This window comes from Acidovorax sp. Leaf191 (assembly GCF_001424425.1).
In the GTDB taxonomy this organism is placed as follows: domain Bacteria; phylum Pseudomonadota; class Gammaproteobacteria; order Burkholderiales; family Burkholderiaceae_C; genus Acidovorax.
In genome coordinates this window covers 64,224-90,751 of sequence record NZ_LMPT01000004.1, presented here as the reverse complement: position 1 = coordinate 90,751, position 26,528 = coordinate 64,224, and the positions used below count along the sequence as shown (strand labels likewise).

20 protein-coding genes are annotated in these 26,528 nt (G+C 68.5%); 15 read left to right on the top strand and 5 right to left on the bottom strand.

Annotated elements, in window-relative coordinates:
* Positions 1-119: 119 nt before the first annotated feature.
* From ASG27_RS05620 to ASG27_RS05590, 7 genes are all read left to right on the top strand, one after another.
* Entirely contained in the window at positions 120-1,856 is a 1,737-nt protein-coding gene (locus ASG27_RS05620; RefSeq protein WP_056414395.1) for an AMP-binding protein, read from the top strand.
* Positions 1,857-1,878: 22 nt separating this feature from the next.
* Positions 1,879-3,486 carry a carboxyl transferase domain-containing protein gene (locus ASG27_RS05615; protein ID WP_056414392.1) on the top strand — a complete coding sequence of 536 codons (1,608 nt, stop codon included), beginning with the start codon at positions 1,879-1,881 and terminating at the stop codon, positions 3,484-3,486.
* Positions 3,487-3,503: 17 nt separating this feature from the next.
* Positions 3,504-4,013, top strand: coding sequence for a DinB family protein (locus ASG27_RS05610; protein WP_056414389.1), 510 nt, complete (start codon positions 3,504-3,506; stop codon positions 4,011-4,013).
* A complete protein-coding gene (locus ASG27_RS05605) occupies positions 4,010-4,795 on the top strand; it encodes an enoyl-CoA hydratase/isomerase family protein (RefSeq protein WP_056162706.1) in 786 nt (261 codons plus the stop codon). Before ASG27_RS05610 ends, ASG27_RS05605 begins: the two co-directional genes overlap by 4 nt.
* A 19-nt stretch (positions 4,796-4,814) precedes the next feature.
* The gene (locus tag ASG27_RS05600) at positions 4,815-5,534 is read left to right on the top strand and encodes a DUF4126 domain-containing protein (RefSeq protein ID WP_056414385.1); all 720 of its coding nucleotides are present in this window, start codon (positions 4,815-4,817) and stop codon (positions 5,532-5,534) included.
* Positions 5,535-7,556, top strand: a complete 2,022-nt coding sequence (locus ASG27_RS05595) for an acetyl-CoA carboxylase biotin carboxylase subunit (RefSeq protein WP_056414382.1) — start codon at positions 5,535-5,537, stop codon at positions 7,554-7,556.
* A gap of 407 nt (positions 7,557-7,963) precedes the next feature.
* Positions 7,964-8,884 (top strand): 2-hydroxyacid dehydrogenase, encoded by a 921-nt coding sequence (locus ASG27_RS05590; RefSeq protein WP_056414381.1) that lies wholly within the window; start codon positions 7,964-7,966, stop codon positions 8,882-8,884.
* A gap of 163 nt (positions 8,885-9,047) precedes the next feature.
* On the opposite strand, the gene ASG27_RS05585 is transcribed toward ASG27_RS05590, so the two are convergent.
* The 3 genes from ASG27_RS05585 to ASG27_RS05575 form a co-directional block, all read right to left on the bottom strand.
* Entirely contained in the window at positions 9,048-10,106 is a 1,059-nt protein-coding gene (locus ASG27_RS05585) for a Bug family tripartite tricarboxylate transporter substrate binding protein (protein ID WP_056414379.1), read from the bottom strand.
* Between the two features lie 88 nt (positions 10,107-10,194).
* A complete protein-coding gene (locus ASG27_RS05580) occupies positions 10,195-11,031 on the bottom strand; it encodes a 3-keto-5-aminohexanoate cleavage protein (RefSeq protein WP_056414377.1) in 837 nt (278 codons plus the stop codon).
* Positions 11,028-12,008 (bottom strand): 3-hydroxyacyl-CoA dehydrogenase family protein, encoded by a 981-nt coding sequence (locus tag ASG27_RS05575; RefSeq protein ID WP_056414374.1) that lies wholly within the window; start codon positions 12,006-12,008, stop codon positions 11,028-11,030. The genes ASG27_RS05580 and ASG27_RS05575 overlap by 4 nt, the downstream gene beginning before the upstream one ends.
* 88 nt (positions 12,009-12,096) lie before the next feature.
* Between ASG27_RS05575 and ASG27_RS05570 the strand changes: the two genes are divergently transcribed.
* The 7 genes from ASG27_RS05570 (at position 12,097) to ASG27_RS05545 (ending at position 17,835) form a co-directional block, all read left to right on the top strand.
* Positions 12,097-13,008 carry a LysR family transcriptional regulator gene (locus ASG27_RS05570; protein WP_056414371.1) on the top strand — a complete coding sequence of 304 codons (912 nt, stop codon included), beginning with the start codon at positions 12,097-12,099 and terminating at the stop codon, positions 13,006-13,008.
* Between the two features lie 204 nt (positions 13,009-13,212).
* Positions 13,213-14,121: a hydroxymethylglutaryl-CoA lyase gene (locus tag ASG27_RS05565; protein ID WP_056414368.1), complete on the top strand. Its 909-nt coding sequence runs from the start codon at positions 13,213-13,215 to the stop codon at positions 14,119-14,121.
* Between the two features lie 26 nt (positions 14,122-14,147).
* Entirely contained in the window at positions 14,148-14,675 is a 528-nt protein-coding gene (locus tag ASG27_RS05560; RefSeq protein ID WP_056414459.1) for a YbaK/EbsC family protein, read from the top strand.
* Entirely contained in the window at positions 14,672-14,932 is a 261-nt protein-coding gene (locus tag ASG27_RS25770) for a DUF1289 domain-containing protein (protein ID WP_082485867.1), read from the top strand. The genes ASG27_RS05560 and ASG27_RS25770 overlap by 4 nt, the downstream gene beginning before the upstream one ends.
* 31 nt (positions 14,933-14,963) lie before the next feature.
* Positions 14,964-15,617, top strand: coding sequence for a 2-hydroxychromene-2-carboxylate isomerase (locus ASG27_RS05555; protein ID WP_056414366.1), 654 nt, complete (start codon positions 14,964-14,966; stop codon positions 15,615-15,617).
* 171 nt (positions 15,618-15,788) lie between these two features.
* A complete protein-coding gene (locus ASG27_RS05550; RefSeq protein ID WP_056414363.1) occupies positions 15,789-17,450 on the top strand; it encodes an MFS transporter in 1,662 nt (553 codons plus the stop codon).
* A gap of 190 nt (positions 17,451-17,640) precedes the next feature.
* Positions 17,641-17,835, top strand: coding sequence for a hypothetical protein (locus ASG27_RS05545; RefSeq protein WP_056414360.1), 195 nt, complete (start codon positions 17,641-17,643; stop codon positions 17,833-17,835).
* Between the two features lie 144 nt (positions 17,836-17,979).
* Here the strand turns inward: ASG27_RS05545 and ASG27_RS05540 are convergent, their stop codons facing one another.
* Both ASG27_RS05540 and ASG27_RS05535 read right to left on the bottom strand, forming a co-directional pair.
* Complete coding sequence (locus ASG27_RS05540) at positions 17,980-19,107, bottom strand: ABC transporter substrate-binding protein (RefSeq protein WP_056414358.1); 1,128 nt, start codon at positions 19,105-19,107, stop codon at positions 17,980-17,982.
* 132 nt (positions 19,108-19,239) lie between these two features.
* Positions 19,240-20,358 carry an ABC transporter substrate-binding protein gene (locus ASG27_RS05535; RefSeq protein WP_056414356.1) on the bottom strand — a complete coding sequence of 373 codons (1,119 nt, stop codon included), beginning with the start codon at positions 20,356-20,358 and terminating at the stop codon, positions 19,240-19,242.
* 216 nt (positions 20,359-20,574) lie between these two features.
* Between ASG27_RS05535 and uvrA the strand changes: the two genes are divergently transcribed.
* A complete protein-coding gene (gene uvrA / locus ASG27_RS05530; RefSeq protein WP_056414354.1) occupies positions 20,575-26,508 on the top strand; it encodes an excinuclease ABC subunit UvrA in 5,934 nt (1,977 codons plus the stop codon).
* The last annotated feature ends 20 nt before the right edge of the window (positions 26,509-26,528 follow it).

Below are 26,528 nucleotides of genomic sequence, written 5' to 3'. Positions count from 1 at the left end.
GCAACCCGGGGCGGGTTGGCGCTTCTATGCTTACGGATCGCAGCCCGGTCCACGGGCGCCACCGCCTGCCGCCGCTTGTCGCCACATGGACCGCGCAGGCCCCGCAAGGAGACACAAGGATGACGAGCCCCGCCACCGCTGCAGCGCCAGCACCCCTCACCGGCAGCCACGCCCGTGGCGCCACCAGCGTCCCGCTGATCGAGCAGACCATCGGCAGCTTCTTTGCCGACATGGCGGCCCGCCAGCCCGGCCGCGAGGCGCTGGTCAGCGTGCACCAGGGCCGCCGGTACACCTATGCCCAGCTGCAGGCTGAGGCCCAGCGCCTGGCCAGCGCGCTGCTGGGCCAGGGCCTGGTGCCCGGCGACCGCGTGGGCATCTGGTCGCACAACAACGCCGAATGGGTGCTGATGCAGCTGGCCACCGCGCAGGTGGGCCTGGTGCTGGTCAACATCAACCCGGCTTACCGCACGTCCGAGGTCGAATACGCGCTCAACAAGGTGGGCTGCCGGCTGCTGGTGAGCATGGCGCGCTTCAAGACCAGCGACTACCTGGGCATGCTGCGCGAGCTGGCGCCCGAGTGGCAGCACCAGCAGCCCGGCCAGCTGGGCGCCGTGAAGCTGCCGCACCTGAACACCGTGGTGTGGATCGACGACGGGGCAGGGCAGGGCGCCGACGAGCCCGGCCTGCTGCGGTTTTCGGACCTGCTGGCGCGCGGCGATGCGCAGGATGCGCGCCTGGCGCAGATCGCCGCCACGCTCAAGGCCACCGACCCCATCAACATCCAGTTCACCAGCGGCACCACGGGCTTCCCGAAGGGTGCCACGCTCACGCACCGCAACATCCTGAACAACGGCTTCTTCATCGGCGAATGCATGCAGCTCACGCCCGAAGACCGCCTGTGCATCCCCGTGCCGCTGTACCACTGCTTCGGCATGGTGCTGGGCAACCTGGCGTGCTTCACGCACGGCTCCACCATCGTCTACCCGAGCGACGGGTTCGACCCGCTCACCGTGCTGCAGACGGTGCAGGATGAGCGCTGCACCGGCCTGCACGGCGTGCCCACCATGTTCATCGCCGAGCTGGACCACCCGCGCTTTGCCGAGTTCGACCTGTCCACCCTGCGCACCGGCATCATGGCCGGATCGCCATGCCCCACCGAGGTCATGAAGCGCGTGGTGGAGCAGATGCACCTGTCGGAGATCACCATCGCCTACGGCATGACCGAGACCAGCCCGGTCAGTTGCCAGAGCAGCACCGATACGCCGCTGGCCAAACGCGTCTCCACCGTGGGCCAGGTGCAGCCGCACCTGGAAGTCAAGATCGTGGACCCCGACAGCGGCGCCGTGGTGCCCATCGGCCAGCGCGGCGAGTTCTGCACGCGGGGCTACTCGGTGATGCACGGCTACTGGGGGGATGAGGCCAAGACCCGCGAGGCCATCGACGCCGAAGGCTGGATGCACACCGGCGACCTGGCCACCATGGACGACGAAGGCTACGTGAACATCGTCGGCCGCATCAAGGACATGGTGATCCGCGGCGGCGAAAACATCTACCCGCGCGAGATCGAGGAGTTCCTGTACCGCCACCCACAGGTGCAGGACGTGCAGGTGGTGGGCGTGCCCGATGCCAAGTACGGCGAAGAGCTGTGCGCCTGGATCATCGCCAAGCCGGGCACCAAGCCGACCGAAGACGACATTCGTGCCTTCTGCAAAGGCCAGATCGCGCACTACAAGGTGCCGCGCTACATCCGCTTCGTCACCAGCTTCCCGATGACGGTGACGGGCAAGATCCAGAAGTTCAAGATCCGCGATGAGATGAAGGATCAGCTCGGTCTGGTCGAAGCCAAGACCGCGTGAAACACACAAGAAGCAACACAGCATGACCATTCTCGACACCCAACTCAACGCCCGCTCGGCGGACTTCCTGGCCAACGCCGCGGCCATGCGCACGCTGGTCGACGACCTGCGCGCCCAGCTCGACAAGGTCGCCCAGGGCGGCGGCGAAGCGGCCCGCGCCAAGCACACCGCGCGCGGCAAGCTGCTGCCGCGCGAACGCGTGCAGATGCTGCTCGACCCGGGCACACCGTTCCTGGAGTTGGCGCCGCTGGCCGCGCTCAACATGTACAACAACGATGCGCCCAGCTCGGGGCTGATTGCCGGCATCGGCCGCGTGAGCGGTGTGGACTGCATGATCGTGTGCAACGACGCCACGGTGAAGGGCGGCACCTACTACCCGCTCACCGTCAAGAAGCACCTGCGCGCGCAGGAAGTGGCGCAGCAGAACCACCTCACCTGCATCTACCTGGTGGACTCCGGCGGCGCCAACCTGCCCAACCAGGACGAGGTCTTTCCGGACCGCGACCACTTCGGCCGCATCTTCTTCAACCAGGCCAACATGAGCGCCATGGGCATCTCGCAGATCGCCGTGGTCATGGGCAGCTGCACGGCGGGCGGCGCCTACGTGCCGGCGATGAGCGACGAGTCCATCATCGTCAAGAACCAGGGCACCATCTTCCTGGGCGGCCCGCCGCTGGTCAAGGCCGCCACGGGCGAGGTCGTCACGGCCGAGGACCTGGGCGGTGGCGACGTGCACACGCGCCTGTCGGGCGTGGCCGACCACCTGGCGCAAAACGACCTGCATGCGCTGCAGCTGGCACGCAATGCAGTGCGCAATTTGAATAAGAACAAGGCTCCGGCGCCCGCAGATCAAGCGCCAGAAGCTCCCAAATTTGTAGCAGAAGAACTCTACGGCGTGATCCCGGTGGACACCCGCAAGCCCTTCGACGTGCGCGAGATCATTGCCCGCATCGTCGATGGCAGCGAGTTCGACGAGTTCAAGGCCCGCTACGGCACCACGCTGGTCACGGGCTTTGCGCGCATCGAAGGCATGGCCGTGGGCATCATCGCCAACAACGGCATCCTGTTTTCCGAGTCGGCCCTCAAGGGCGCGCACTTCATCGAGCTGTGCTGCCAGCGCAAGATCCCGCTGGTGTTCCTGCAGAACATCACCGGCTTCATGGTCGGGCGCAAGTACGAGAACGAGGGCATTGCGCGCAACGGCGCCAAGATGGTCACGGCCGTGGCCACGGCGAGCGTTCCCAAGTTCACCATCATCATCGGCGGCAGCTTTGGCGCCGGCAACTACGGCATGTGCGGCCGCGCGTACAGCCCCCGCTTTTTGTGGATGTGGCCCAACGCGCGCATCAGCGTTATGGGCGGCGAGCAGGCGGCGGGCGTGCTGGCCACCGTCAAGCGCGACGGCATCGAGGGCAAGGGCGGCCAGTGGAGCGCCGAGGAAGAAGAAGCCTTCAAGGCGCCCATCCGCCGCCAGTACGAAGACCAGGGCCACCCCTACTACGCCACCGCGCGCCTGTGGGACGACGGCGTGATCGACCCGGCCGACACCCGCCGCGTGCTGGCGCTGGGCCTGGCCGCCACGCGCAATGCACCCATCGAAGACACCAGGTTCGGCCTGTTCCGCATGTGACCGTGCCGGGAGCCGCCATGGACGCCGTCGCCCACTTCACACAGCTTGCACGCTACAACGTGTGGGCCACGGCGCGCCTGCTCGACGCCGTGCAGGCACTGCCTGAAGAGGCCTACCGGCACGATGCGGGCCTGTTCTTTAAAAGCATCCACGGCACGCTCAACCACCTGCTGGTGGGCGAGCACCATCTGTGGTTCGTGCGGTTTGCAGAAGGCACATCGCCCAAGGTGGCGCTGGACGCCGAGCTGGAGAGCGACCGCGCGCGGCTCGATGCTCGCTTGCGCGCGGGCGCTGCCCGCTGGGCACCGTTGATCGCCTCGTTGCCGGCAGACCGCTGGGACGGCACGCTCGACTACACCACCATGCGGGGCACGCAGGCATCGTTGCCGTTTGCCGCCACGCTGGCGCATGTGTTCAACCACGGCACGCACCACCGGGGCCAGATCACCGCCGCATTGACCGCCCTGGGCCAGCCCAGCCCCGAGCTGGACCTTGTCTACTTCCTGCAAAACCCGCCCACGCCATGAGCCAGAACCTGTCCATCACCTACATCGGCGCCGTGGCGCGCATCACGCTCACGCAGCCCGAGATCCGCAACGCCTTCAGCGACGAGGTCATCGCCGAGCTGACGGCGGCCTTCACCGAAGTGGGCGCGCGCGCCGACGTGCGCGCCGTGGTGCTGGCCGCAGAGGGCCCCGCGTTCTGCGCGGGCGCCAACCTCAATTGGATGCGCCGCATGGCCGACTACACCCGCGACGAGAACGTGGCCGACGCGGGCAAGCTGGCCGAGATGCTGCGCGTGATCTACGAATGTCCCAAACCCACCATCGCGCGTGTGCAGGGCGATGTGTACGCCGGTGGCATGGGCCTGGTGGCCGCGTGCGACATGGCGGTGGCGGTGGACACGGCGGGCTTTTGCCTGAGCGAGGTGAAGCTCGGCCTCATCCCCGCCACCATCAGCCCCTACGTGATCCGCGCCATGGGGCCCCGCGCAGCGCACCGCTACTTCCTCACGGCCGAGCGCTTCGGCGCGGCCGAGGCGTTGCGCACCGGCTTCGTGCACGAGGTGGTGTCTGCAGACCAGCTCGACGCCAAGGTCGACGAATTGCTCAAGGCCCTGACCAGCGCCAGCCCCCACGCCGTGCGCGCCTGCAAGAAGCTGGTGCTGGACGTGGCCGAGCGCGAGATCAATGCGGGGCTGATCGCCGCCACCGTGCAGGGCATCGCCGACATCCGCGCCAGCGACGAGGGCAAGGAAGGCGTGCAGTCGTTCCTGAACAAACGCAAACCGGCATGGCTTCTGGCCTGACGTCTGAGGACACACGAACATGGACCAGCTCTGGCTCAACATCGTTCAGTGGCTCCACGCGCTGGGGCTCCACGTGGATGGCGGCACGGCGCGCGCGGTGGGCGATGCGGCGGCCACGGCCACCGCGCGGCTCGGCATGCCCAGCCTGCTGGCGCTGGCCGCCGCGCTGGGCTGGGCCAGCGGATTCCGTCTGTACGCGGTGGTCTTCATCGTCGGCGGGATGGGGGCCCTGGGCTGGATGCCCTTGCCCCCCGGTCTGCACGTGCTGCAGAACCCGCTGGTGCTGCTGGTGGCGGGCGGCCTGATGCTGGTCGAGTTCTTTGCGGACAAGGTCCCGTGGATCGACAGCGCCTGGGACGCCGTGCACACCGTCATCCGCGTGCCCGGCGGGGCCCTGCTGGCCGCGGGCGTGTTCGGCGCCGATAACGCCACCATGGGCGTGGTGGCGGGCTTGCTGGGCGGGTCGCTGGCCGCCACGTCGATGGCCACCAAGATGACCACGCGCGCGGCGGCCAATACCTCGCCCGAGCCGTTCTCCAACTGGCTGCTGTCCTTCTTCGAAGACGGCCTGGTGGTGGCCGTGGTGTGGCTGGCCACGCAGCACCCGGTGGCCTTCGGCATCGCACTGGTGGTGATGGTGGCCGTGTCGGTGCTGCTGCTGGTGGTGCTGTTCAAGTTTCTGCGCGCCGTGGTGCGGCGCTTGTCTTCTTTCTTTTCTGGTTCTGCCAAGGTGGCCTAAATGTTCAAAAAAATCTTGATCGCCAATCGCGGAGAGATCGCCTGCCGTGTAGCGGCGACCGCTAAACGTCTCGGCGTGAAGACCGTCGCCGTGTACTCCGATGCCGACGCCAATGCCAAGCACGTGGCCGTGTGCGACGAGGCCGTGCACATCGGTGGCAGCGCGCCCAAGGACAGCTACCTGCGTTGGGAGCGCATCATCGAAGCCGCGCAGGCCACGGGTGCACAGGCCATCCACCCCGGCTACGGCTTCCTGTCCGAGAACGAAGACTTCGCCCACGCCTGCGCGGCAGCAGGCCTGGTCTTCATCGGCCCGCCACCCTCGGCCATCAAGGACATGGGCCTCAAGGCCGAGTCCAAGCAGCTCATGGAAAAGGCCGGCGTGCCGCTGGTGCCCGGCTACCACGGCAGCGACCAGGACCCGGCGCTGCTGCAGCGCGAGGCCGACCGCATCGGCTACCCCGTGCTCATCAAGGCCAGCGCCGGCGGTGGCGGCAAAGGCATGCGCGCGGTGGACAAGAGCGAGGACTTCGCCGCCGCGCTCGCATCCTGCCAGCGCGAGGCGATCAACAGCTTTGGCGACGACGCGGTGCTGGTCGAAAAGTATGTGCAGCGCCCGCGCCACATCGAGATCCAGGTGTTCGGCGACACGCACGGCGACGTGGTGTATCTTTTCGAGCGCGACTGCTCCGTGCAGCGCCGCCACCAGAAGGTGCTGGAAGAAGCCCCCGCCCCCGGCATGACGCCCGCGCTGCGCCAGCAGATGGGCGAAGCCGCGGTGGCCGCCGCCAAGGCGGTGAACTACGTGGGCGCCGGCACGGTGGAGTTCATCGTGGAGCAGCCGGGTGGCTACGAGCGGCCCGACCAGATGAAGTTCTACTTCATGGAAATGAACACCCGCCTGCAGGTGGAACACCCTGTGACCGAGGCCATCACCGGCCTGGACCTGGTGGAGTGGCAACTGCGCGTGGCTTCGGGCGAGCCGCTGCCGGTGAAGCAGCAAGACCTCTCCATCACCGGCCATGCCATCGAAGCCCGCATCTGCGCGGAGAACCCCGACAACAACTTCCTGCCCGCCACCGGCGCGCTCAACGTGTATGCGTTGCCCGACTGCGTGACGTTCGAGAGGGGCGCGGTGCGCGTGGACTCCGGCGTGCGCCAGGGCGATGCGATCAGCTCGTTCTACGACTCCATGGTGGCCAAGCTCATCGTGCACGGCGACACGCGCGAGCAGGCCCTGGCGCGGCTGGACGAGGCCCTGGCGCAGACGCACATCGTGGGCCTGGCAACCAACGTGCAGTTCCTGCGTCGTGTGGCGCGCACCGGTGCGTTTGCCAACGCCCAGCTCGACACCGCGCTGATCCCGCGCGAGCAAGCGGTGCTGTTCCACCAGGAGCCGGTGGGCCTTCCGCTGGCTGCTGCCGCCGCCGTGGCGCAGACGCTGCTGAACGAGCGCGCCAGCGAAGGCGCAGACCCCTTCAGCCGCCGCGACGGATTCCACTCGCACGCGCTCACGCGCCGCCGCTTCGAGTTCGAGTTCGGCGGCGAGCACGCCAAGGCCTGGCTCACCTACGAGCGTGACGGCACGCTGCACCTGGTGGTAGGCGAGGGCGACGCGGCCGTGGCCGGGCCGCTGGTGTTTGCGGAACAATCCGGCGGCATCGAACTGCAGTTCGCCGGCCAGCGCACCCGCGCTGCGGTGTACGCCCAGGGCGAGGTGGACCATGTGTTCACGCCCCGCGGCGCCACGCAGATCACCGCCATCGACCTGCTCGCGCATGCGGGCGAGTCGGCGGCCGAGGGCGGGCGGCTCACGGCCCCCATGCCCGGCAAGGTGGTGTCGTTCGCCGTGAAGGCGGGCGATGCCGTCACCAAGGGCCAGCCGCTGGCCGTGATGGAAGCCATGAAGATGGAACACACGATTGCGGCGCCGGCCGATGGCGTGGTGCAGGAGCTGCTGTATGCGCCCGGGGACCAGGTGACGGAAGGCGCGGAGCTGCTCAAGCTGGCGGTGGCGGCGTAAGCCGCTGGCGCGTCACCTCTGGGTCTTCCCCCGATAAAAACCCGTTCACGCTGAGCTTGTCGAAGCGCCGCGCAAGGCTTCGACAAGCTCAGCCCGAACGGTATTGAGCGGGATTGAATGCTCGAATGCTCGAATGGTTGAACGCAAGCCAGCAAGAGGGGATGTCGTTCCGCGCTCGCTGGAGCCCGTCCCCTGCCCGCCGCAGCCCGCCTCCTGCGCGTCTGCGGCCTCCCCCAACCGTTCGGGCTGAGCCTGTCGAAGCCAGGGCGTGTGGGTGCGGATGCGATGGCCCTTCGAGAAGCTCAGGGCGAACGGAGGGTCGGGTCGCACAGCGGGTGCGCCCTGCCGCAGGCCGTGCAGGCCATAGGTGACACCCAGCCAGCGCCAATGCAGTTACCCTTGACCGCATGAACATCACCCTTTGCTGTACCGACACCAAGATCGAGCCCTGGCTGCAGGGGCTTGCCGCTGCCTTGCCCCATGCCCACATCAGCGTGTGGCAGCCGGGGGCACCGCAGGCCGACTACGCCGTGGTCTGGGCACCGCCCCAGCAGTTTCTGGACGAGCAGCCCGCCTTGCGCGCGCTGTTCAACATCGGCGCAGGGGTGGACGCGCTGCTCAAGCTGCGCATGCCGCCGGGCTGCCAGATCGTGCGCATCGACGATGGCGGCATGGCCGTGCAGATGGCCGAATACGTGTGCCACGCCGTAGTGCGCCATTTTCGCGAGCTGGACGCGTACGAGGGCGACATGCGCGCCGGCCGCTGGGGCTTTCGCCGGCCGCGGGTGCGATCGGAGTTTCCGGTGGGCGTGATGGGCCTCGGTGTGCTGGGCGAGCGTGTGGCGCGGGCGCTGGCGCATTTCGACTTTCCGGTGAACGGCTGGAGCCGGTCTCCCAAGGCGGTGGACGGCGTGCGCGGCTTCAGCGGCGCCGAGGGCTTTCACGACTTTCTGGCCGCCAGCCGCGTGCTGGTCAACCTGCTGCCGCTCACGCCCGACACGCAGGACATCATCAACCGCGACACGCTGTCGCGCCTGCAGCCCGGCGGCTATGTGGTCAACGTGGCGCGGGGCGCGCACCTGGTGGAAGAAGACCTGCTGGCGCTGATTGACAGCGGGCACATCGCAGGCGCCACGCTGGACGTGTTCCGTACCGAGCCTTTGCCGGTGGGCCACCCGTTCTGGCTGCACCCGAAGATCACCGCCACGCCCCACACCTCGGCCCGCACCCTGCGGGAAGAGAGCATTGCGCAAATCACGCGCAAGATGGCAGCCATGGAGCGCGGCGAGGCGGTGGCAGGCACCGTGGACCCCGGGCGGGGCTACTGACTAGGCGGGCCGCTGGCAGCACCAACCTCTGCCATCGCGGGCATGAGCTCCACATCCTTTCGCCGCATTTTCGGTCTTGTCGGCGGGCTGTTGCTGCTGCGCCTGCGGCCGCGCGCTGCCGCTGAGGGATCGCCCGGCGTCAGCCAGTCAGCCAGTCATTCAGTCAATCCATCGTCACGCCCGCATCGCGCACCAGCTTGCCCAGGCGCTGCGCGTCGGACTTGATCAGCGCGCCGAAGTCTGCGGCCGTGCCCGCCACCACCGGCGTGCCGATGGCCTCCCACTTGGCGCGGAAGGCGGGCTCCTTGAAGATCGCATTCACCGTGGCGTTGAGCTTGTCCACGGTGGCCTGCGGCGTGCCCGCGCGCACGGCGATGCCGTGCCAGCCGGTGATCTGGTAGCCGGGCAGGCCCGCCTCGGCCATGGTGGGCACGCTGGGCAGCACCTTGGCGCGCTCGGCCGAGGTGACCGCCAGCGGGACGAGCTTGCCCGACTGGAGGTGCGGCAGCGAGCTGCCCACGATGTCGAACATCACGTTCACCTGCCCGCCCAGCAGGTCGTTGAGCGCGGGGCCCGCGCCGCGGTACGGGATGTGGCCCATCTTCACGTGGGCGGTGGTGTTGAACAGCTCGCCCGCCAGGTGCTGCGGCGTGCCGTTGCCGGCCGATGCAAAGCTCAGCACCGGCTTGCCCGCCTTGGCCATGGCGATCAGCTCCGCCAGCGTCTTCACGCCCAGCGAGGGGTGCACTTCCAGTACCAGCGGAAAGGCTGACAGCTGCACCACGGGCACCAGGTCGGTCAGCGGGTTGAAGGGCATGCTGGCGTACAGCGACGGGTTCACCGCCATTGGGCCGCTGGCGGCCAGCAGCAGGGTGTGGCCGTCGGCGGGCGCCTGCTTGGCCACCTCGGCGCTGCCGGAGTTGCCGCCCGCGCCGCCCTTGTTGTCCACCACCACGGTCACGCCCAGCCGGCTTTGCAGCTCGGGCTGCAGCATGCGCGCCATCAGGTCGGTGGGACCGCCGGGCGGGTAGGGCACCACGAAGCGGATGGTCTTGGTGGGGAAGGCGGCCGGGGCCGTCTGGGCCACGGCGTGGCCTGCCGTGCCCAGGGCCAGGGCCCAGGTGGCGGGCATCGCAAGCGCCAGGCGGATGGCCGTGCGCCGCGTGGCCCGGCGGACCTGCGGTACGGGGGCTTGGGCGTGGGCGGTGGGGTGTTGTTGCATGGTGTCTCCTGCGGATGGATGAAGGCCCGTCTGGCGCGGGCTGATGGGTTTGATGGCGTGATGAGAATGGGCAGAGCCGGGCCGAGGCTCAGCCCGCGCCGAAGCGCTGGCGGATGTCCTGCGCCGTGGCCAGCGGCCGCCCCAGCGCGGCAGCGGCCTCGACCGCCTGGCGCACCAGGGCCGCGTTGTCGGGTGCGGTGCTGCCGTCCTTGCGCAGCAGGTTGTTCTCGAACCCCACGCGGGCATGCCCGCCGAAGACCGCGGCGGCGGTGATGCAGGTGTTCTCGGCCGCGCCGAACGCGCACACGGCCCAGGGTTCGGGCCCGTTGTGGGCGGCCAGGAAGGGCAGCAGGTCGCGCGGGCTCGAGGTCTGGCCCGCGCTGTAGCGGCCCAGCACGAACAGCAGGAACCACGGTGCATCCGGCACCACGCCGCTGGCGCGCAGCGCCTGCCAGCGGCGCAGGTCGGCCACGTCGTAGAGGATGACCTGCACCATGCAGCGGCGCCGCACCAGGCCCGTGAAGAAGCGCTGCAGGCCGGCCTCGCCGATCTCGGGCTGGTCGATCTCGCGCAGGCCGATGGACACGGCCTCGGGCTGCAGCGCCTCGACCATCGCGATCTGCGCCGGGGCACGGTACACGCCTGCCGCTTCGCTGGTGATCTGCACCACCATCGCATCGCCCACGGCGTGCTGCACCACGCGCCGGGCTTCGCGGTAGCCCTCCACGTCCAGGCTGTGGCGGCCCTGGGCGTCTCGGATGTGCATGTGGATCATGGCCGCGCCCGCCTCCAGGCAGGCCTTGGCGGTGGCGGCCAGCGTGGCCGGCGTGGTCGGCACGGCGGGGTGGTCGCTGGGCAGCTTGTACGCGCCGTTGGGCGCCACGGTGACGATCAGCGGGTCGGTCCATTGGCTGGTGGCGCTCATGGCGTGGCTCCCGGCGTGGTGGGTGTGCTGGCGGGCTCGATGGCAGGCAGCTCGCTGGCCAGCAGGGCCAGGCCCTGGCGCAGCAGCGTGTCGTAGCGGGTGCGCTCTGCACGCTTGCGGTCCTCGGGCCAGTCGAAGAAGCCTTTGCCGGTCTTCATGCCCAGATCGCCGTGGGCCACGCGGTCGCGCAGCGCCTGGGCGGGCACGTCGGTGTTGGACAGCGTGGGGTACATGGTGGCCGCGGCCGCGCAGTGCACCTCGATGCCCGCGTGGTCGCGCTGCAGCACCGGGCCTGCGGCCAGAAAGCGAAAGCCGAAGCCAAAGCGCACGGCGGCGTCCACGTCTTCGGGCGATGCGATGCCTTCGTCGATGAGTGCAAAAGCCTCGCGCGACAGCGCATGCTGCATGCGGTTGGCCAGAAAGCCCGGCTTGTCCTTCTTCACCAGCACCGGCACGCTGCCGCAGCGGCGCATGAAGCCGTGCAGCCACTGGCCCAGCGTGGGGTCGCTGCGCTCGCCCAGCACCACCTCCACCAGCGGCACCAGGTGCGCCGGCATGAAGAAGTGCAGGCCCAGCATGCGCTGCGCGGTGGGCAGGCCCTGGGCGATGGCGCTGATCGGAAAGCCCGAGCTGTTGCTGGCCAGCACCGCACTGGCCGGGGCGATGGCTTCCAGCTCGGCAAACAGCTGCTGCTTGGCGGCGAGTTGCTCGGTGATGCATTCGACCACCAGCACCACGCCGTCCCAGGCCACGTCCTGCAGGCTGGCGCACACCTCCACAGGGCCTGCGCCCGCGGCCAGGCCGGCGGCGTCGAGCTCGGCGGCAATGTGCGGCAAGAGCAGGTCGCGCCGCGCGGTGTGCGGGTCCACCACCGTGACCCGGGCGCCGCCGCGGGCCAGGACCACGGCCACGTCCGCACCCATGGTGCCCCCGCCCACGACCACCGTGCGTGCATTGCGCGGCGAACTGATGTCCATGCTGTCGTCTCCTTGTGTTGTCTTGCGGTGCAGTCTAGGCAGGCCGCATTGCGCGGTCCAGACGTATTTTTCGATAGACTGATCGGCCATGAAGATCAATTGGTCGGCCCGCGAGGTCGATGTGTTCCTGGCGCTGGCCGACACGCTGAGCTTTCGGCGCACCGCGCTGCAGATGCACCTGTCGCAGTCGGCGGTGTCGGGCACGCTCGCGCGGCTCGAAGAGATGTTGGGCGCGCGCCTGTTCGATCGCACCACGCGCACGGTGCAGCTCACGCAGGCGGGCGAGGTGTTTGCCGAGCAGGCCCGCTTTCTGCGCCACCAGATGGATGAGACGGTGCGCCGCGTGCAGGCCGTGGCGCAGGTGCAGGTGGGGCGGCTCGCGCTGGCGGCGCTGCCGTCGCTGGCGGCGGGGGTGGTGCCCCGCGCGTTCACGCGGTTTGCGGCGGGGCACCCGGGCGTGCACCTGGAGCTGTTCGACAGCCTGGCGGGCCCGGCGTTCGACATGGTGCGCGCAGGGCGCGTGGACTTCGCGCTCACCGCCGCCAACCCCGCGTATGCCGACCTCGACTACACCCCGCTGTCGTCCGACCGCTTCGTGCTGCTGCTGGCCCGCGCCCACCCCCTGGCGCGCGGCCGCGGTGCGCTGGCCTGGGCCGATGTGGCCGACCTGCCGCACATCTCCATGCCCGCCGGCACCAGCGTGCGCCAGTACGCCGACGAGGCGCTGCTCACGCACCGCATCCGCTTTGCGCCGCGCTACGAGGTGGAGCACCTGGCCACCATCGCGGCCATGGTGGCCGCGCAGCTGGGCGTGAGCGCGCTGCCCGAGCTGGCCGCGCAGGTGGTGCGCCGGCCCGAGGTGGTGACCCGGCCGCTCAAGCAGCCGTCGCTGCGCCGGCCCATCGGCCTCGTGACGCTGCGGGGGCGGCGCCTGTCGCTGGCGGCGGTGCAGATGGTGGCGCTGCTGCGCCAGGAGATGGACGAGGGGGCTGGTGCGTAGTGGCAGCGCCGGGGTGCCGCAATGGCACGAGCGGAGAGTGGTCTGGCAGGATATGAGGTGGTGCCGCGCCGCCGAAGCCCGGACAATGGGGGGCGTCCGCCCGGCCCCCACCCCGACCCTGCTGTCGGGCCTCGCGCACAGCGCGCTGCGGGTGCCGGCCCAGGCCCGCACCGCTCCACGTCCTTTTTTTCAGGTAGCCCCACCATGAGCATTCCTTCCCGCGTCAAACTCATCGATGTCGGCCCGCGCGACGGGCTGCAGAACGAGAAATCGCCCGTGCCCGCCGAGGTCAAGATCGCGCTGGTGCACCGCCTGCAGGACGCGGGCCTCAAAGAGATCGAGGTGACGAGCTACGTGAGCCCCAAGTGGGTGCCGCAGATGGCCGACAACCACGAGGTGATGCAGGGCGTGAACCGTGTGGCCGGCGTGCGCTACTCGGTGCTCACCCCCAACCTCAAGGGCTATGAAGCCGCGGTGGCGGACCGGCCCGACGAGATCGTGGTCTTCGGCTCGGCCAGCGAGGCGTTCAGCCAGAAGAACATCAACTGCTCCATCGCCGAGAGCATCGAGCGCTTCGCGCCCGTGGTCGAGGCGGCGCTGGCGGCCGGCATCGGCGTGCGCGGCGCGATGAGCTGCACCGTGGGCTGCCCGTACGAGGGCGAGATCGCGCCCGAGCGCGTGGAGTACCTCGCCGGCCTGCTCCAGGGCATCGGCGTGCAGCGCGTGGACGTGGCCGACACCATCGGCGTGGGCACGCCGCGCAAGGTGCAGCGTGCGCTGGAAGCGACGCTGAAGCATTTCGGCATCGACGACGTGTCGGGCCACTTCCACGATACCTACGGCCAGGCGCTGTCCAACACGCTGGCCGCGCTGGAGCTGGGGGTGTGGAACTACCAGTCGTCCGTGGCGGGCCTGGGCGGCTGCCCGTATGCCAAGGGCGCCACCGGCAATGTGGCGACGGAGGACGTGGTCTACATGCTGCACGGCATGGGTATCGAGACGGGCATCGATCTTGATAAGCTCATCGATGCCGGGGCCTACATCAGTGGGTTCCTGAACCGTAAACCCCATTCCCGCGCAGCGAATGCATTGCTCACCAAGCGCGCGGGATAGCGCCATCGGCGCAGGAGATGACGACCGTGTGTGGAGCTGAACTGAAGAACCTTCCCGAGGGCGTGCAGCGCGTGGCTGCAGCGCTGCAGACCTTGAACCACCCCCACATGCCGCAGATGCTGGACGACGCCGCGCGCACCGCGCAGCAGGCGGCCGATGCGCTGGGCATCCTGGTGGGGCAGGTGGCCAAGAGCATCATCTTTCGGCGCAAGAGCGACGACGTGGCCGTGCTGGTGGTCACCTCGGGCGACCGGCGCGTGGACGAGAAAAAGGTCGAGGCCCACGTGGGCGGCAAGATCGGCCGGGCCGATGCCGACTTCGTGAAGTCGCGCACCGGCTTTTCCATCGGCGGCGTCTCGCCCGTGGCGCATGCCACGCCGCCCGTCACGCTGATCGACCAGGACCTGCTGCGCTTCGACGTGGTGTGGGCGGCGGCCGGGCATCCGCACAGCGTGTTCCCGCTGCACCCGAGCGACCTGCAGCGCCTGACGGGCGCACCCGTGGTGGACGTGGTGCTGGCGCCCGTGGAGGCCGGCACGCAGCCTGCGGCATGAATGCTATTGATTTGCTAGCTGCTCGCGCTCGCCAGTTGAGCGGTAGCGGCCATTTTGATGCTGACAATGCCGAGCCGGTGGCATCACCGTGCATCTCGGTGTGCCGCATGTCACCCGACCACAGCCATTGCGAAGGCTGCTTTCGCACGCTGGATGAGATACGGCTATGGTCGGGCGCGGACTCCAGCCTGCGGCGCAGCATCTGGGCCAAGCTGCTCGGCCGCGCCGGCATCGATCTGAACGCGACAAGAACATAAGAACGCACAACGCGTTCCCGGAGACCCCGCCATGAAGCGCATCACGTTCTACCTCGACTTCGTCTCCCCCTATGCCTGGCTCGCGTTCGAGCGCCTGCCCGAGGTGCTGGAGGGCCTGGGCTATAGCGTGGCCTACAAGCCCGTGCTGCTGGGTGCATTGCTGCAGCAGCATGCCAACCCTGGCCCCGCAGGCATCGCCCCCAAGCGCGACTGGACCTACCGCCACGTGACCTGGCTGGGCCATGCGCAGGGCACGCTGCTGCAGATGCCCGCGCGGCACCCGTTCAACCCGCTGCCCCTGCTGCGCACGGCGCTGGCGTGCAGCGACGACGGGCACATCAACCGCTTCGTGGCGGGCACGGTGCTGCGCCATGTGTGGCAGGGCGGGCACGACGCGCTCGATGCCGCGCGCCTGGCCGACCTGGCCGCGCAGCTCGCGGACCAGCTGCGTTCCGGCGAGGATGCAGCCAGCGACGGCCCCAAGGCCCTGCTGCGCGCCAACACCGAAGCCGCGCAGGCGGCGGGCGTTTTCGGCGTGCCGGCGTTCGAGGTGGACGGCAAGCTTTTCTGGGGCCTCGACGGCCTGCCGATGCTGCGCGCATACCTCGATGGCGACGCGTGGTTCGACGGCCCGGGCTGGGAGGCTGTCAGCCAGCTCCCATCGGGTTTACCCGGCAAGGCGTGAGCGATTTCCGGATGCTGAAAGGGGCCCTGCGGGTTTCACCTTAAGTTGTCAGAGAGCGGTCAGTTTGGTGAAAGCTCTTGTTGGTTTGGCGTCAGAGCGTGGTCAGTGCCATCTCGAACAATGGGCGCAGCCGCGGAAGCGCGGTCTGCAAAACCAACAGGAGACACACACATGGCAACCGTTCATCCCGCACCGCGGCCGATGTCGCCCGAAGAGAGGAAGGTCATCTTCGCGTCGTCGCTCGGCACTGTTTTCGAGTGGTACGACTTTTATCTGTACGGCTCGCTCGCGGCCATCATCGCCAAGCAGTTCTTCAGCGGCCTGGATGCCGGCTCGGCGTTCATCTTCGCGCTGCTGGCGTTTGCCGCGGGCTTCATCGTCCGTCCCTTCGGTGCCATCTTCTTCGGCCGCCTGGGCGACATGATCGGGCGCAAGTACACCTTCCTGGTCACCATCCTGATCATGGGCCTGTCGACCTTCATCGTCGGCATCCTGCCCACGTACGCCTCCATCGGCGTGGCCGCGCCGGTCATCCTGATCGTGCTGCGCCTGCTGCAGGGCCTGGCCCTGGGCGGTGAGTACGGCGGTGCCGCCACCTATGTGGCCGAGCACGCCCCGCACGGCAAGCGCGGCGCCTACACCGCCTGGATCCAGACCACCGCCACGCTGGGCCTGTTCCTGTCGCTGATGGTGATCCTGGGCACCCGCACCGTGATGGGCGAAGAAGCCTTTGCCGACTGGGGTTGGCGCATTCCGTTCATCGTGTCGATCCTGCTGCTGGCCATCTCGGTCTGGATCCGCCTGTCGATGAACGAGTCGCCCGCCTTCCAGAAGATGAAGGCCGAGGGCAAGACCTCCAAGGCGCCGCTCAAGGAATCCTTCGGCGAGTGGAAGAACCTCAAGATCGTGATCCTGGCCCTGGTGGGCCTGACCGCCGGCCAGGCCGTGGTCTGGTACTCGGGCCAGTTCTACGCGCTGTTCTTCTTGACGCAGGCCCTCAAGGTCGATGGCGCCACCGCCAACATCTTCGTCGCGATCTCGCTGCTCATCGGCACGCCGTTCTTCATCGTGTTCGGTGCGCTGTCCGACAAGATCGGCCGCAAGCCCATCATCCTGGCAGGCTGCCTGCTGGCCGCGTTGACCTACTTCCCCGTGTTCGGCGCGCTGACCAAGGCGGCCAACCCCGCCCTGGCCGAAGCCCAGGCCAAGAACCAGGTGGTCGTGACGGCCAACCCCGACGAGTGCTCGTTCCAGTTCAACCCCACCGGCACCACCAAGTTCACCAGCTCGTGCGACATCGCCAAGCAGGTGCTGGCCGGTGCATCGGTGAGCTACGAGAACGCCACGGCCGCTGCCGGCACGCCCGCCACGATCAAGATCGGCGAGACGGTCATCACGTCGTACACCAGCAAGGGCCTGCCCGCTGACGAAGCCAAGAAGAAGGACGGCGAGTTCAAGAAGGCCGTGGCCGACGCCCTGAAGGCTGCCGGCTACCCCACCAAGGCAGACCCTGCCCGCATCGACAAGGTCATGGTCGTCGTGATCCTGACCTACCTGGTGCTGCTGGTGACCATGGTGTACGGCCCCATTGCCGCCATGCTGGTGGAAATGTTCCCGACCCGCATCCGCTACACGTCCATGTCCCTGCCGTACCACATCGGTAACGGCTGGTTCGGCGGCCTGCTGCCCACCACGGCGTTCGCCATCGTGGCCCAGACCGGCAACATGTACAACGGCCTGTGGTACCCCATCATCATCGCGGGCGCCACCGTGGTGATCGGCGGCCTGTTCATCAAGGAAACCAAGGACGTGGACATCTACGCCAACGATTGATGATGGCCCACAACGGCCATTGACCGGCCATTGACGAGTGCACAGGGCCCGCCCCGCAAGGGACGGGCCCTGTGTTCCATCAAGGGGCTTGTGCCACACAGCACAACCTACAACGCAGCGCCCAGGCTCCTTGATTGAACAAACCCAAACTCAAACCCCAACCCGCCCCGCGGGAACCAAGGAGATATTTATGTGGAAGATTGCTGTTGGCTTCGTTTTGTTCGCTGCCCTGTCGATGTACGTGATCATCAAGGCGGGCGACAAGGCCGACATGGGCGGTGAAAAGCACGGCGCCGACGCCGTGCACGCGCCCGAACCCGTGGCCAGTACGCCGGCTGCCGCATCGGCTGCGTCAGCGCCTGCGTCGGCCGCCAGCGCGCAGTGAGCGTCGATGCGTTGATGCTGCGCATCGTGGGATGGGGCTTGGCTGACAGCGCGGCGCGCTAGATCCCCATGATTTCTATCCAGAAAGCAAAGCCCGGTGCCATGCAGGCACCGGGCTTTTTTCTTGTGGCCGGGCGAGGCCAGCTCAGCGCTTGAACCGCCCGTCGCTGCCGATGATGGACAGGTCCGAAAAATCCAGCCCGCTGTGGTCCGTGGGGCTGTAGCTCAGCTCCAGGCCGCCCAGGTCCCACTTCTTGATGCTCTCCAGGCCCGCCTGCAGCTTGGCGCGGTCGGGCTTGGGCCCGGCGCGCTTGAGGCCTTCGACCAGCACCTTGGCGGTCACGAAGCCCTCCACCATGGCGGGCGTGAGGTCGGCGATGTTCTTGGCGCGGGCGAGGTCCATGGCCTCCTTGATGACCGCGTAGTTCAGCGACCGCTCGGACGGGAACACCTGCGTGACGACCACGCCGCGCGCCTGTTCGCCCAGCGCCTTCACGAAGCCGCCCGAGGCGTTGTTGGACAGCGTGACGATCTGGCCCGTGACGCCCGCGCCGCGCAGCGCCTTGATGCCGTCGACCACCGCAGCGCCGGTGCCGATGAAAATGACGGCCTGCGGCTGCTTGCCCGCCACGCGCGGTGCGATGGCGCTGTAGTCGGGCTTGGCGCGGTCGAACTTCTCGACGAACGCGGCTTCGAGGTTGTTGGCCTTGAAGCCGATCTGCGCCCCGGCCAGGCCGTCGGCGCCGAAGGTGTCGTCCACATGCACCACGCCGATGCGCTTGATGCCCAGCGTGTTCAGGTGCGTGATGGCTTTTTCGACCTCGCGCTGGTAGGGCGCGCGCACGTTGAAGATGTACTTGCTGACCGGCTGGTGCAGCGCGATGGCGCCGGTGGACGGGCCGACGAGGGGCACGCCGTGCTGCTCCAGCAGCGGGATGATGCCCTGCGTGTGCGGCGTGCCGCGGGTCATGAACAGGCCGACCACGTTCTTCTGCTCGATCAGCGTCTTGGCGTTCTCCAGCGTGAGCTTGGGGTCGAACTTGTCGTCGAGCAGCACCACCTCCACCTTCTGCCCGCCCACGCCGCCGCGCGCGTTCACGTGGTCGATGTACAGGGCGGCCCCTTGCGTGGACTCGGCCACGGTGGCGGCGGCCGAGCCGGTCACGCCCACGGTCTGGCCGATGAGGATCTGGGCGTGGGCGGCGTGGGCGATGCCCAGTGCCAGGGCCAGCAGCAGGGCCGCGCGTTTCGCCAGGGGGCCGGGAACGGTCATGGTGTCTCTCTTTCTTGTAAGGGTGGGGAGTTTAGGGACGGACCATGACAAGGCATCTGTAGAAACGCGTAGTGGCGGCATTCCATGCTGCGCGCCCGCCCGCGCCCACTGCCGCTGCAGCTCTGCCAGCCGTCACCGCCGGAACTTGCCGTCCGTGCCGATGATGGACAAATCGGCAAAGTCCAGGCCCGTGTGGTCCTCGGGGCTGTAGCTCACCTCCAGCCCGCCCAGGTCCAGCTTCTTGATGCTCTCCAGGCCCGCATGGAGCTTTTCGCGCGTGGGCTTGGGGCCGGCGCGCCTGATGCCTTCCACCAGCACCTTGGCGGCCGCATAGCCTTCCAGCATGGCCGGGGTGATGTCGCCCGCGCCCTTGGCCTTGGCCAGCTCCTGCGCCTCCTTGACCATGGGGTAGGTCACGGCCCGCTCGTTGGGGTAGACCTGCGTCACGATCACGCCGCGCGCGTTGGCGCCCAGGCTCTTGATGAAGCCGCCCGAGGCATTGTTGGACAGCGTCACGATCTGCGCGGCCGAGCCCGCGGTGCGAAAGGCGGTGTTCGCCTCCACCACGGTCGAGCCCGAGGCGATGATCAGCACCGCCTGGGTATCGGCCTTGGCCACCTTGGCGGCGATGGCCGTGAAGTCCGGCTTGGCGCGGTCGAACTTCTCCAGCACCACGGGCGTGAGCTTGGCGCCCGCCAGGCCTTTCTGGGCCCCCGCCACGCCGTCGGCGCCGAAGCTGTCGTCCGCATACACCACGCCAATGCGCGAGATGCCCATGGAGGCCAGGTGGGTCATGGCCTTTTCTGCCTCGCGCTGGTAGGTGGCACGCACGTTGAAGATGTACTTGCGCACCGGCTGGTGCAGCACCATGGCGCCGGTGGAGGGCGCCACCAGGGCCACGCCGTGCTTTTCCAGCAGCGGGATCATGGCCTCGGTGTGCGGCGTGCCCCGCGTGAGGAACAGCGCCAGCACGTTGTTGTCCTCGATGAGCTTGCGGGCGTTCTCGGCCGCGATCTTGGGGTCGAACTTGTCGTCCAGCGAGGTCAGCTCGATCTTCTGGCCGTTGACGCCGCCCTTGGCGTTGACCATGTCGATATAGAGCTTGGCGCCGTCGGTGGTCTCCTTCACGCCCGCGGCCACCTGGCCTGAAAAGCCCGCCGTCTGCCCGATCAGGATCTGCGCATGGCCGGCCGTGGCCAGGCCCAGCGCCAGGGCGGCGGTCCCGCCCCACCGTATCTGCCATCGGTTCATGGTTGTCTCCTGTTTGTGTCTTTGCGTAAGAGTTCAGTCTAAGCGCATGTATTTGAAGCGTTTAAAGGGTTTGTCCGAGAAAAACACCCCTTTGCCAAGGGCTTTTGCGCCTTGTCAAACCTGCGCGCATCGCGTTCCGGGGGTAATCCGGGCCGCCCGGCAGACCCGGCTCCGCGTCCCTAGAATGTTCCGCCTTACCCCAGAAAGACTGCCTCCATGACCCAGGGACTGATCCGTATCCGCGGCGCACGCCAGCACAACCTCAAGAACCTGGATCTGGACATCCGCACCGGCGAGCTCACGGTGGTCACCGGCCCCAGCGGCTCGGGCAAATCCAGCCTGGTGTTCGACACGCTGTACGCCGAGGGCCAGCGCCGCTACGTGGAGACCTTCAGCGCCTACGCGCGCCAGTTCCTCGACCGCATGGACAAGCCGGCGGTGGACAAGGTCGAGGGCGTGCCGCCCGCCATCGCCATCGACCAGACCAACCCCGTGCGCTCCAGCCGCTCCACCGTGGGCACGATGACGGAGCTCAACGACCACCTGAAGCTCTTGTTCGCGCGCGCCGGCCAGCTGTTCGACAAGGAGACCGCGCAGCCCGTGCGCCACGACTCGCCCGAGACCATCTACGCCGAGCTGCAACGCCGCAGCGCCGAGGCGGGCGATCCGCGCATCGTGCTGACCTTCCCGGTCGAGCTGCCGGGCGGTACGTCGCCCGAGCAGGTGGAGCAGTGGCTGTCGGCCAGCGGCTTCACCAAGGTGCAGGCCGAGCGCGAAGTGGGCACGCCCACCGGCCCGCGCAAGGTGCTGGACGTGGTGGCCGACCGCTTCCGCCTGGGCAATGCCGAGAAGGCGCGCGTGGTCGAGGCCATCGAGGTCGCGCTCAAGCGTGGCACGGGTCGGCTGAACGTCTATGTGCTCCCCCCCACCCAGACCGTTCAGCCTGAGCCTGTCGAAGGCCAGGGCAGCGCTTCCACAGGCTCAGCGCACACGGAGCCTGCACCCGAACTCTGGCGCTTTTCCACCGGCCTGCACTGCCCCGACAGCGACCTGCGCTACAGCGACCCGATCCCCTCGATGTTCTCGTTCAACTCCGCCGTGGGCGCGTGCGAGAGCTGCCGGGGCTTCGGCCGCGTGATCGGTGTGGACTACGGCCTGGTCATCCCCAACGACAAGCTCACGCTGCGTGCGGGGGCCATCAAGACCATCCAGACCCCCGCGTGGAAAGAGGCGCAGGACGACCTCATGCGCCATGCCGAAACCGCCGGCATCCCGCGCGACACGCCCTGGAACAAGCTCACCGACGACCAGAAGAAATGGGTCGTCGGCGGCGCGCCCGGCTACAAGGACGGGCAGTGGAGCAAGCAGTGGTACGGCATCAAGCGCTTCTTCGAGTACCTGGAGAGCAAGGCCTACAAGATGCACATCCGCGTGCTGCTGTCCAAGTACCGCAGCTACACGCCGTGCCCCACCTGCGCGGGTGCGCGCCTCAAGACCGAAAGCCTGCTGTGGCGCGTGGGCGGCAAGGACGATGCGGACGCCGCAGTCGACCCGGCCCGCCGCTTCATGCCCGAGGGCGTGCAGTGGTCGCGCGCGCAGCTCGAAGCACTGCCCGGACTGTGCCTGCACGACCTGATGCTGCTGCCCATCGACCGGCTGCGCCGCTTCTTCGACCGCATGGAGCTGCCCGTGGGCGACGCCGCGGCCGGTGGCGATGCGCAGGCGCTGAAGCTGCTGCACGAAGAGATCACCACGCGCCTTCGCTACCTGTGCGACGTGGGCATCGGCTACCTCACGCTCGACCGCCAAAGCCGCACGCTCAGCGGCGGCGAGGTGCAGCGCATCAACCTCACCACCGCGCTGGGCACCAGCCTGGTCAACACGCTCTTCGTGCTGGACGAGCCCAGCATCGGCCTGCACCCGCGCGACATGCACCGCATCACCGAGGCCATGCTGCGCCTGCGCGACGCGGGCAACACCCTGGTGGTGGTGGAGCACGACCCGGCGGTGATGCTCGCGGCCGACCGCATGATCGACATGGGCCCCGGCCCGGGCCGGCTGGGCGGGCAGATCGTGTTCGACGGCACCACCGCTGACCTGCGCCATGCCGACACGCTCACCGGCGCCTACCTGGGCGGCCGCAAGCATGTGGGCTTCGGCTTCAAGCGCATGGTGACCGAATCCACCCCGCGCCTCATCCTGGAAGGCGCGCGCGAGCACAACCTGCAGAACGTGTCGGTCGAGTTCCCGCTGCAGCGCCTGGTCACCGTGACGGGCGTGAGCGGATCGGGCAAGTCGAGCTTGATCCAGGACGTGCTGGCCCCCGCGCTGCTGCGCCACTTCGGCAAGGCCACCGACTCGCCGGGCGCGCACGACCGCATGCTGGGCGCCGACCACCTGTCGGACGTGGTGTTCGTGGACCAGTCGCCCATCGGCAAGACCGCGCGCTCCAACCCGGTGAGCTATGTGGGCGCATGGGACAGCATCCGCGAGCTGTTCGCCGTCGCGCCGCTGTCCAAGCAGCGCAGCTACACCGCCGCCAAGTTCAGCTTCAACAGCGGTGACGGGCGCTGCCCGACCTGCGGCGGATCGGGCTTCGAGCATGTGGAGATGCAGTTCTTGTCGGACGTGTACCTGCGCTGCCCGGACTGCGACGGCAAGCGCTACCGCCCCGAGATCCTGGAGATCACCATCGAGCGCGGTGGCCGCACGCTCAACGTGGCCGACGTGCTGGCCCTGACCGTGGCCGAAGCCGCGGCGCTGTTCGCCGCCGACCGCGACGTGATCCGTGCGCTGCAGCCCATCGTGGACGTGGGGCTGGAATACGTGGCACTGGGCCAGCCCGTGCCCACGCTCAGCGGCGGCGAGGCGCAGCGCCTCAAACTCGCGGGCTTCCTGGCCGAGGCGGCGCGGGTGCAAAGCAAGTCGCGACAGGCCGTGGCGCGCAAGGGCACGCTGTTCCTGTTCGACGAGCCCACCACGGGCCTGCACTTCGACGACATCGCCAAGCTCATGCGCGCGCTGCGCAAGCTCATCGACGCGGGGCACTCGCTCATCGTCATCGAGCACAACCTGGACGTGATCCGCGCGAGCGACTGGCTCATCGACCTGGGGCCCGAAGGCGGCTATGCCGGTGGCCTGGTCGTGGCCGAGGGCACGCCCGAAGACGTGCGCCAGCACCCCACGTCGCACACCGGCCAGGCGCTGCGCGACTACGAACTCACGCTGGGCGTGGGCGGACACTCGGTGCACGAGAAAGCCGCAGCGCTACGAAAAAGAGAGCTGGTGGCGCTGGATGGTAAAGCGGTGGAGGCCAAAAATGCCATACAAATCGTCAACGCCAAGGAGCACAACCTCAAGAACCTGAGCGTGGACATTCCGCGCGGCAAGTTCAACGTGGTCACCGGCGTGAGCGGCTCGGGCAAGTCCACCCTGGCGTTCGACATCCTGTTCAACGAAGGCCAGCGGCGCTACCTCGAATCGCTCAACGCTTATGCCCGCTCCATCGTGCAGCCCGCGGGCCGGCCCGAGGTGGATGCGGTGTACGGCATACCGCCCACCGTGGCCATCGAGCAGCGCCTGTCGCGCGGCGGGCGCAAGTCCACCGTGGGCACGACCACCGAGGTGTGGCACTTCCTGCGCCTGCTGTACGTCAAGCTGGGCACCCAGCACTGCGTGAACGACGGCGCTGCCGTGCAGCCTCAAACCCCCGAGAGCATCGCCGCCCAGCTGCTCACGCAGTTCCGCGGCCAGCACATCGGGCTGCTCGCGCCGCTGGTGATGAACCGCAAGGGCGTGTACACCGAGCTGGCCGACTGGGCGCGGCCCCGCGGCTTCACGCACCTGCGCGTGGACGGCAACTTTTTGCCCACCACCAACTTCCCGCGCATCGACCGGTTCAAGGAGCACACCATCGAGCTGCCGGTGGCCAGCATCGACGTCTCTCCCGACAACGAAGCCCTGCTGCGCGAGTCGCTGGCGCAGGCGCTCACGCACGGCAAGGGCGTGGTGCACGTGCTCAGCAGCATCGCGGACCTGGCCGCAGCCATGGAAGGCGGGCGACCCACGGCAGGCATCGGCCACCTGCAGGCGTATTCGACCAAGCGGGCCTGCCCGGTGTGCGCCACCAGCTATGCCGAGCTGGACCCGCGCCTGTTCAGCTACAACAGCAAGCACGGCTGGTGCCCCGACTGCGTGGGCACGGGCGTCAAGCTCACCAAGGAGCAGCGCAAGGTGTTCGATGACTCGGTGCAGGACGACAAGGAAAAGGGCCGCGAGCAGACCTTTGCCGAGCCCGAGGTGGAAGACCTGCAGGACACCGCCTGCGCCACCTGCCACGGCACCCGGCTGAACGCGACAGCCCGCGCCGTGAAGTTCGCGGGGGTGGGCATCACCGACATCGCAGCGATGTCCGTGACGGACGTGCGCCGCTGGGTGGAGAGCCTGCGCGCCGACGGCGGCATGTCGGTGCGCGAGGCCGACATCGCGCGCGACCTGGTGCCCGAGATCCAGAGCCGGCTGGAGTTTCTGGAAGAGGTGGGCCTGTCGTACCTCACGCTCGACCGGGGCGCGCCGACCTTGAGCGGTGGCGAGGCGCAGCGCATCCGCCTGGCGGCGCAGCTGGGCAGCAACCTGCAGGGTGTGTGCTATGTGCTGGACGAGCCCACCATCGGCCTGCATGCACGCGACAACCAGATCCTGCTCAACGCCCTGCACAAGCTGGGCGACAAGGGCAACACGCTGGTGGTGGTGGAGCACGACGAGGACACCATCCGCCGCGCGGACCACATCATCGACATCGGCCCGAGCGCGGGCAAACGCGGCGGGCGCCTGGTGGCGCAGGGCAGCGTGGCCGACATCACCGGGGCCGAAGACTCGCAGACGGGCCGCTACCTGCTGCACGCCATGCGTCACCCGCTGCAGCTGCGCCGCAGCATGCTGCCCAGCGCGCTGAGCGCGGCCGACGCCGCGCTGGGCGATCCCGTGGAAGCCCCCAAAGGGCGGCAGAGCGCGGCGGTCAAGAAGCGTGCCGCGCAGGCGGCCGCACTCACCGCGCAGGCGCTGGACGATGCCAAGGCCCGCGCCGCCATCCGCTGGCTCACCGTGCAGGGCGCGCAGCTGCACAACCTGCAGAACGTGACCGCCACCGTGCCGCTGCACCGCCTGGTGGCCGTCACCGGCGTGAGCGGCTCGGGCAAGTCCACACTGGCGCGCGACGTGCTGCTGGCCAACGTGCAGGCCTGGGTGCAGCAGCGCTCCACCAAGGCCGGGCGTGACGCCATGGACTCGGGCAAGGCGCCGCCCCTGGTGGGCTGCACGGGCCTGGCGGGCTTCGAGAGCATCGACCGCGTGCTCGAAGTGGACCAGACGCCCATCGGCAAGACGCCGCGCAGCTGCCCGGCCACCTACATCGGCTTCTGGGACACCATCCGCAAGCTGTTTGCCGAAACCCTGGAGGCCAAGGCGCGTGGCTATGCGGCTGGGCGCTTCAGCTTCAACACCGGCGAAGGCCGCTGCGCAAGCTGCGAAGGCGCGGGCGTGCGCACCATCGAGATGAGTTTCCTGCCCGATGTGAAGGTGCCGTGCGAGACCTGCCACGGCGCGCGCTTCAGCCCCGAGACGCTGGCCGTCACCTGGCGCGGCAAGAGCATCGGCGACGTGCTGCAGATGGAGGTGGACGAGGCGGTGGACTTCTTCGCCAGCATGCCCAGCATCGCGCACCCGCTGCAGCTCTTGAAGGATGTGGGCCTGGGCTACCTCACGCTGGGCCAGCCCTCGCCCACGCTGTCCGGCGGCGAGGCGCAGCGCATCAAGCTCGTGACCGAGCTCACCAAGGTGCGCGACGAAGTGGGCCGCCGCGGCCAGAAGGCGCCGCACACGCTGTACGTGCTGGACGAACCCACGGTGGGCCTGCACATGGCCGACGTGGACAAGCTCATCCGCGTGCTGCACCGGCTGGTGGACGGCGGCCACAGCGTGGTGGTGATCGAGCACGACCTCGACGTCATCGCCGAAGCCGACTGGATCATCGACCTGGGCCCCGAAGGCGGCAAGGAGGGCGGCCGCATCGTGGCGGCAGCCACGCCGGAACAGGTGGTGCAGCAGGGCACGCACACCGGGCGTGCTCTGGCTGCGGTGCTGGCGCGGTAGGCAGGGGCGGCTCACGGTGC

Bases quoted from the DNA above. Each gene is read 5' to 3' on its own strand.
- ASG27_RS05620 (WP_056414395.1), top strand. From the start codon at position 120: ATGACGAGCCCCGCCACCGCTGCAGCGCCAGCACCCCTCACCGGCAGC.
- ASG27_RS05615 (WP_056414392.1), top strand. From the start codon at position 1,879: ATGACCATTCTCGACACCCAACTCAACGCCCGCTCGGCGGACTTCCTG.
- ASG27_RS05610 (WP_056414389.1), top strand. From the start codon at position 3,504: ATGGACGCCGTCGCCCACTTCACACAGCTTGCACGCTACAACGTGTGG.
- ASG27_RS05605 (WP_056162706.1), top strand. From the start codon at position 4,010: ATGAGCCAGAACCTGTCCATCACCTACATCGGCGCCGTGGCGCGCATC.
- ASG27_RS05600 (WP_056414385.1), top strand. From the start codon at position 4,815: ATGGACCAGCTCTGGCTCAACATCGTTCAGTGGCTCCACGCGCTGGGG.
- ASG27_RS05595 (WP_056414382.1), top strand. From the start codon at position 5,535: ATGTTCAAAAAAATCTTGATCGCCAATCGCGGAGAGATCGCCTGCCGT.
- ASG27_RS05590 (WP_056414381.1), top strand. From the start codon at position 7,964: ATGAACATCACCCTTTGCTGTACCGACACCAAGATCGAGCCCTGGCTG.
- ASG27_RS05585 (WP_056414379.1), bottom strand. From the start codon at position 10,106: ATGCAACAACACCCCACCGCCCACGCCCAAGCCCCCGTACCGCAGGTC.
- ASG27_RS05580 (WP_056414377.1), bottom strand. From the start codon at position 11,031: ATGAGCGCCACCAGCCAATGGACCGACCCGCTGATCGTCACCGTGGCG.
- ASG27_RS05575 (WP_056414374.1), bottom strand. From the start codon at position 12,008: ATGGACATCAGTTCGCCGCGCAATGCACGCACGGTGGTCGTGGGCGGG.
- ASG27_RS05570 (WP_056414371.1), top strand. From the start codon at position 12,097: ATGAAGATCAATTGGTCGGCCCGCGAGGTCGATGTGTTCCTGGCGCTG.
- ASG27_RS05565 (WP_056414368.1), top strand. From the start codon at position 13,213: ATGAGCATTCCTTCCCGCGTCAAACTCATCGATGTCGGCCCGCGCGAC.
- ASG27_RS25770 (WP_082485867.1), top strand. From the start codon at position 14,672: ATGAATGCTATTGATTTGCTAGCTGCTCGCGCTCGCCAGTTGAGCGGT.
- ASG27_RS05555 (WP_056414366.1), top strand. From the start codon at position 14,964: ATGAAGCGCATCACGTTCTACCTCGACTTCGTCTCCCCCTATGCCTGG.
- ASG27_RS05550 (WP_056414363.1), top strand. From the start codon at position 15,789: ATGGCAACCGTTCATCCCGCACCGCGGCCGATGTCGCCCGAAGAGAGG.
- ASG27_RS05545 (WP_056414360.1), top strand. From the start codon at position 17,641: ATGTGGAAGATTGCTGTTGGCTTCGTTTTGTTCGCTGCCCTGTCGATG.
- ASG27_RS05540 (WP_056414358.1), bottom strand. From the start codon at position 19,107: ATGACCGTTCCCGGCCCCCTGGCGAAACGCGCGGCCCTGCTGCTGGCC.
- ASG27_RS05535 (WP_056414356.1), bottom strand. From the start codon at position 20,358: ATGAACCGATGGCAGATACGGTGGGGCGGGACCGCCGCCCTGGCGCTG.
- uvrA (WP_056414354.1), top strand. From the start codon at position 20,575: ATGACCCAGGGACTGATCCGTATCCGCGGCGCACGCCAGCACAACCTC.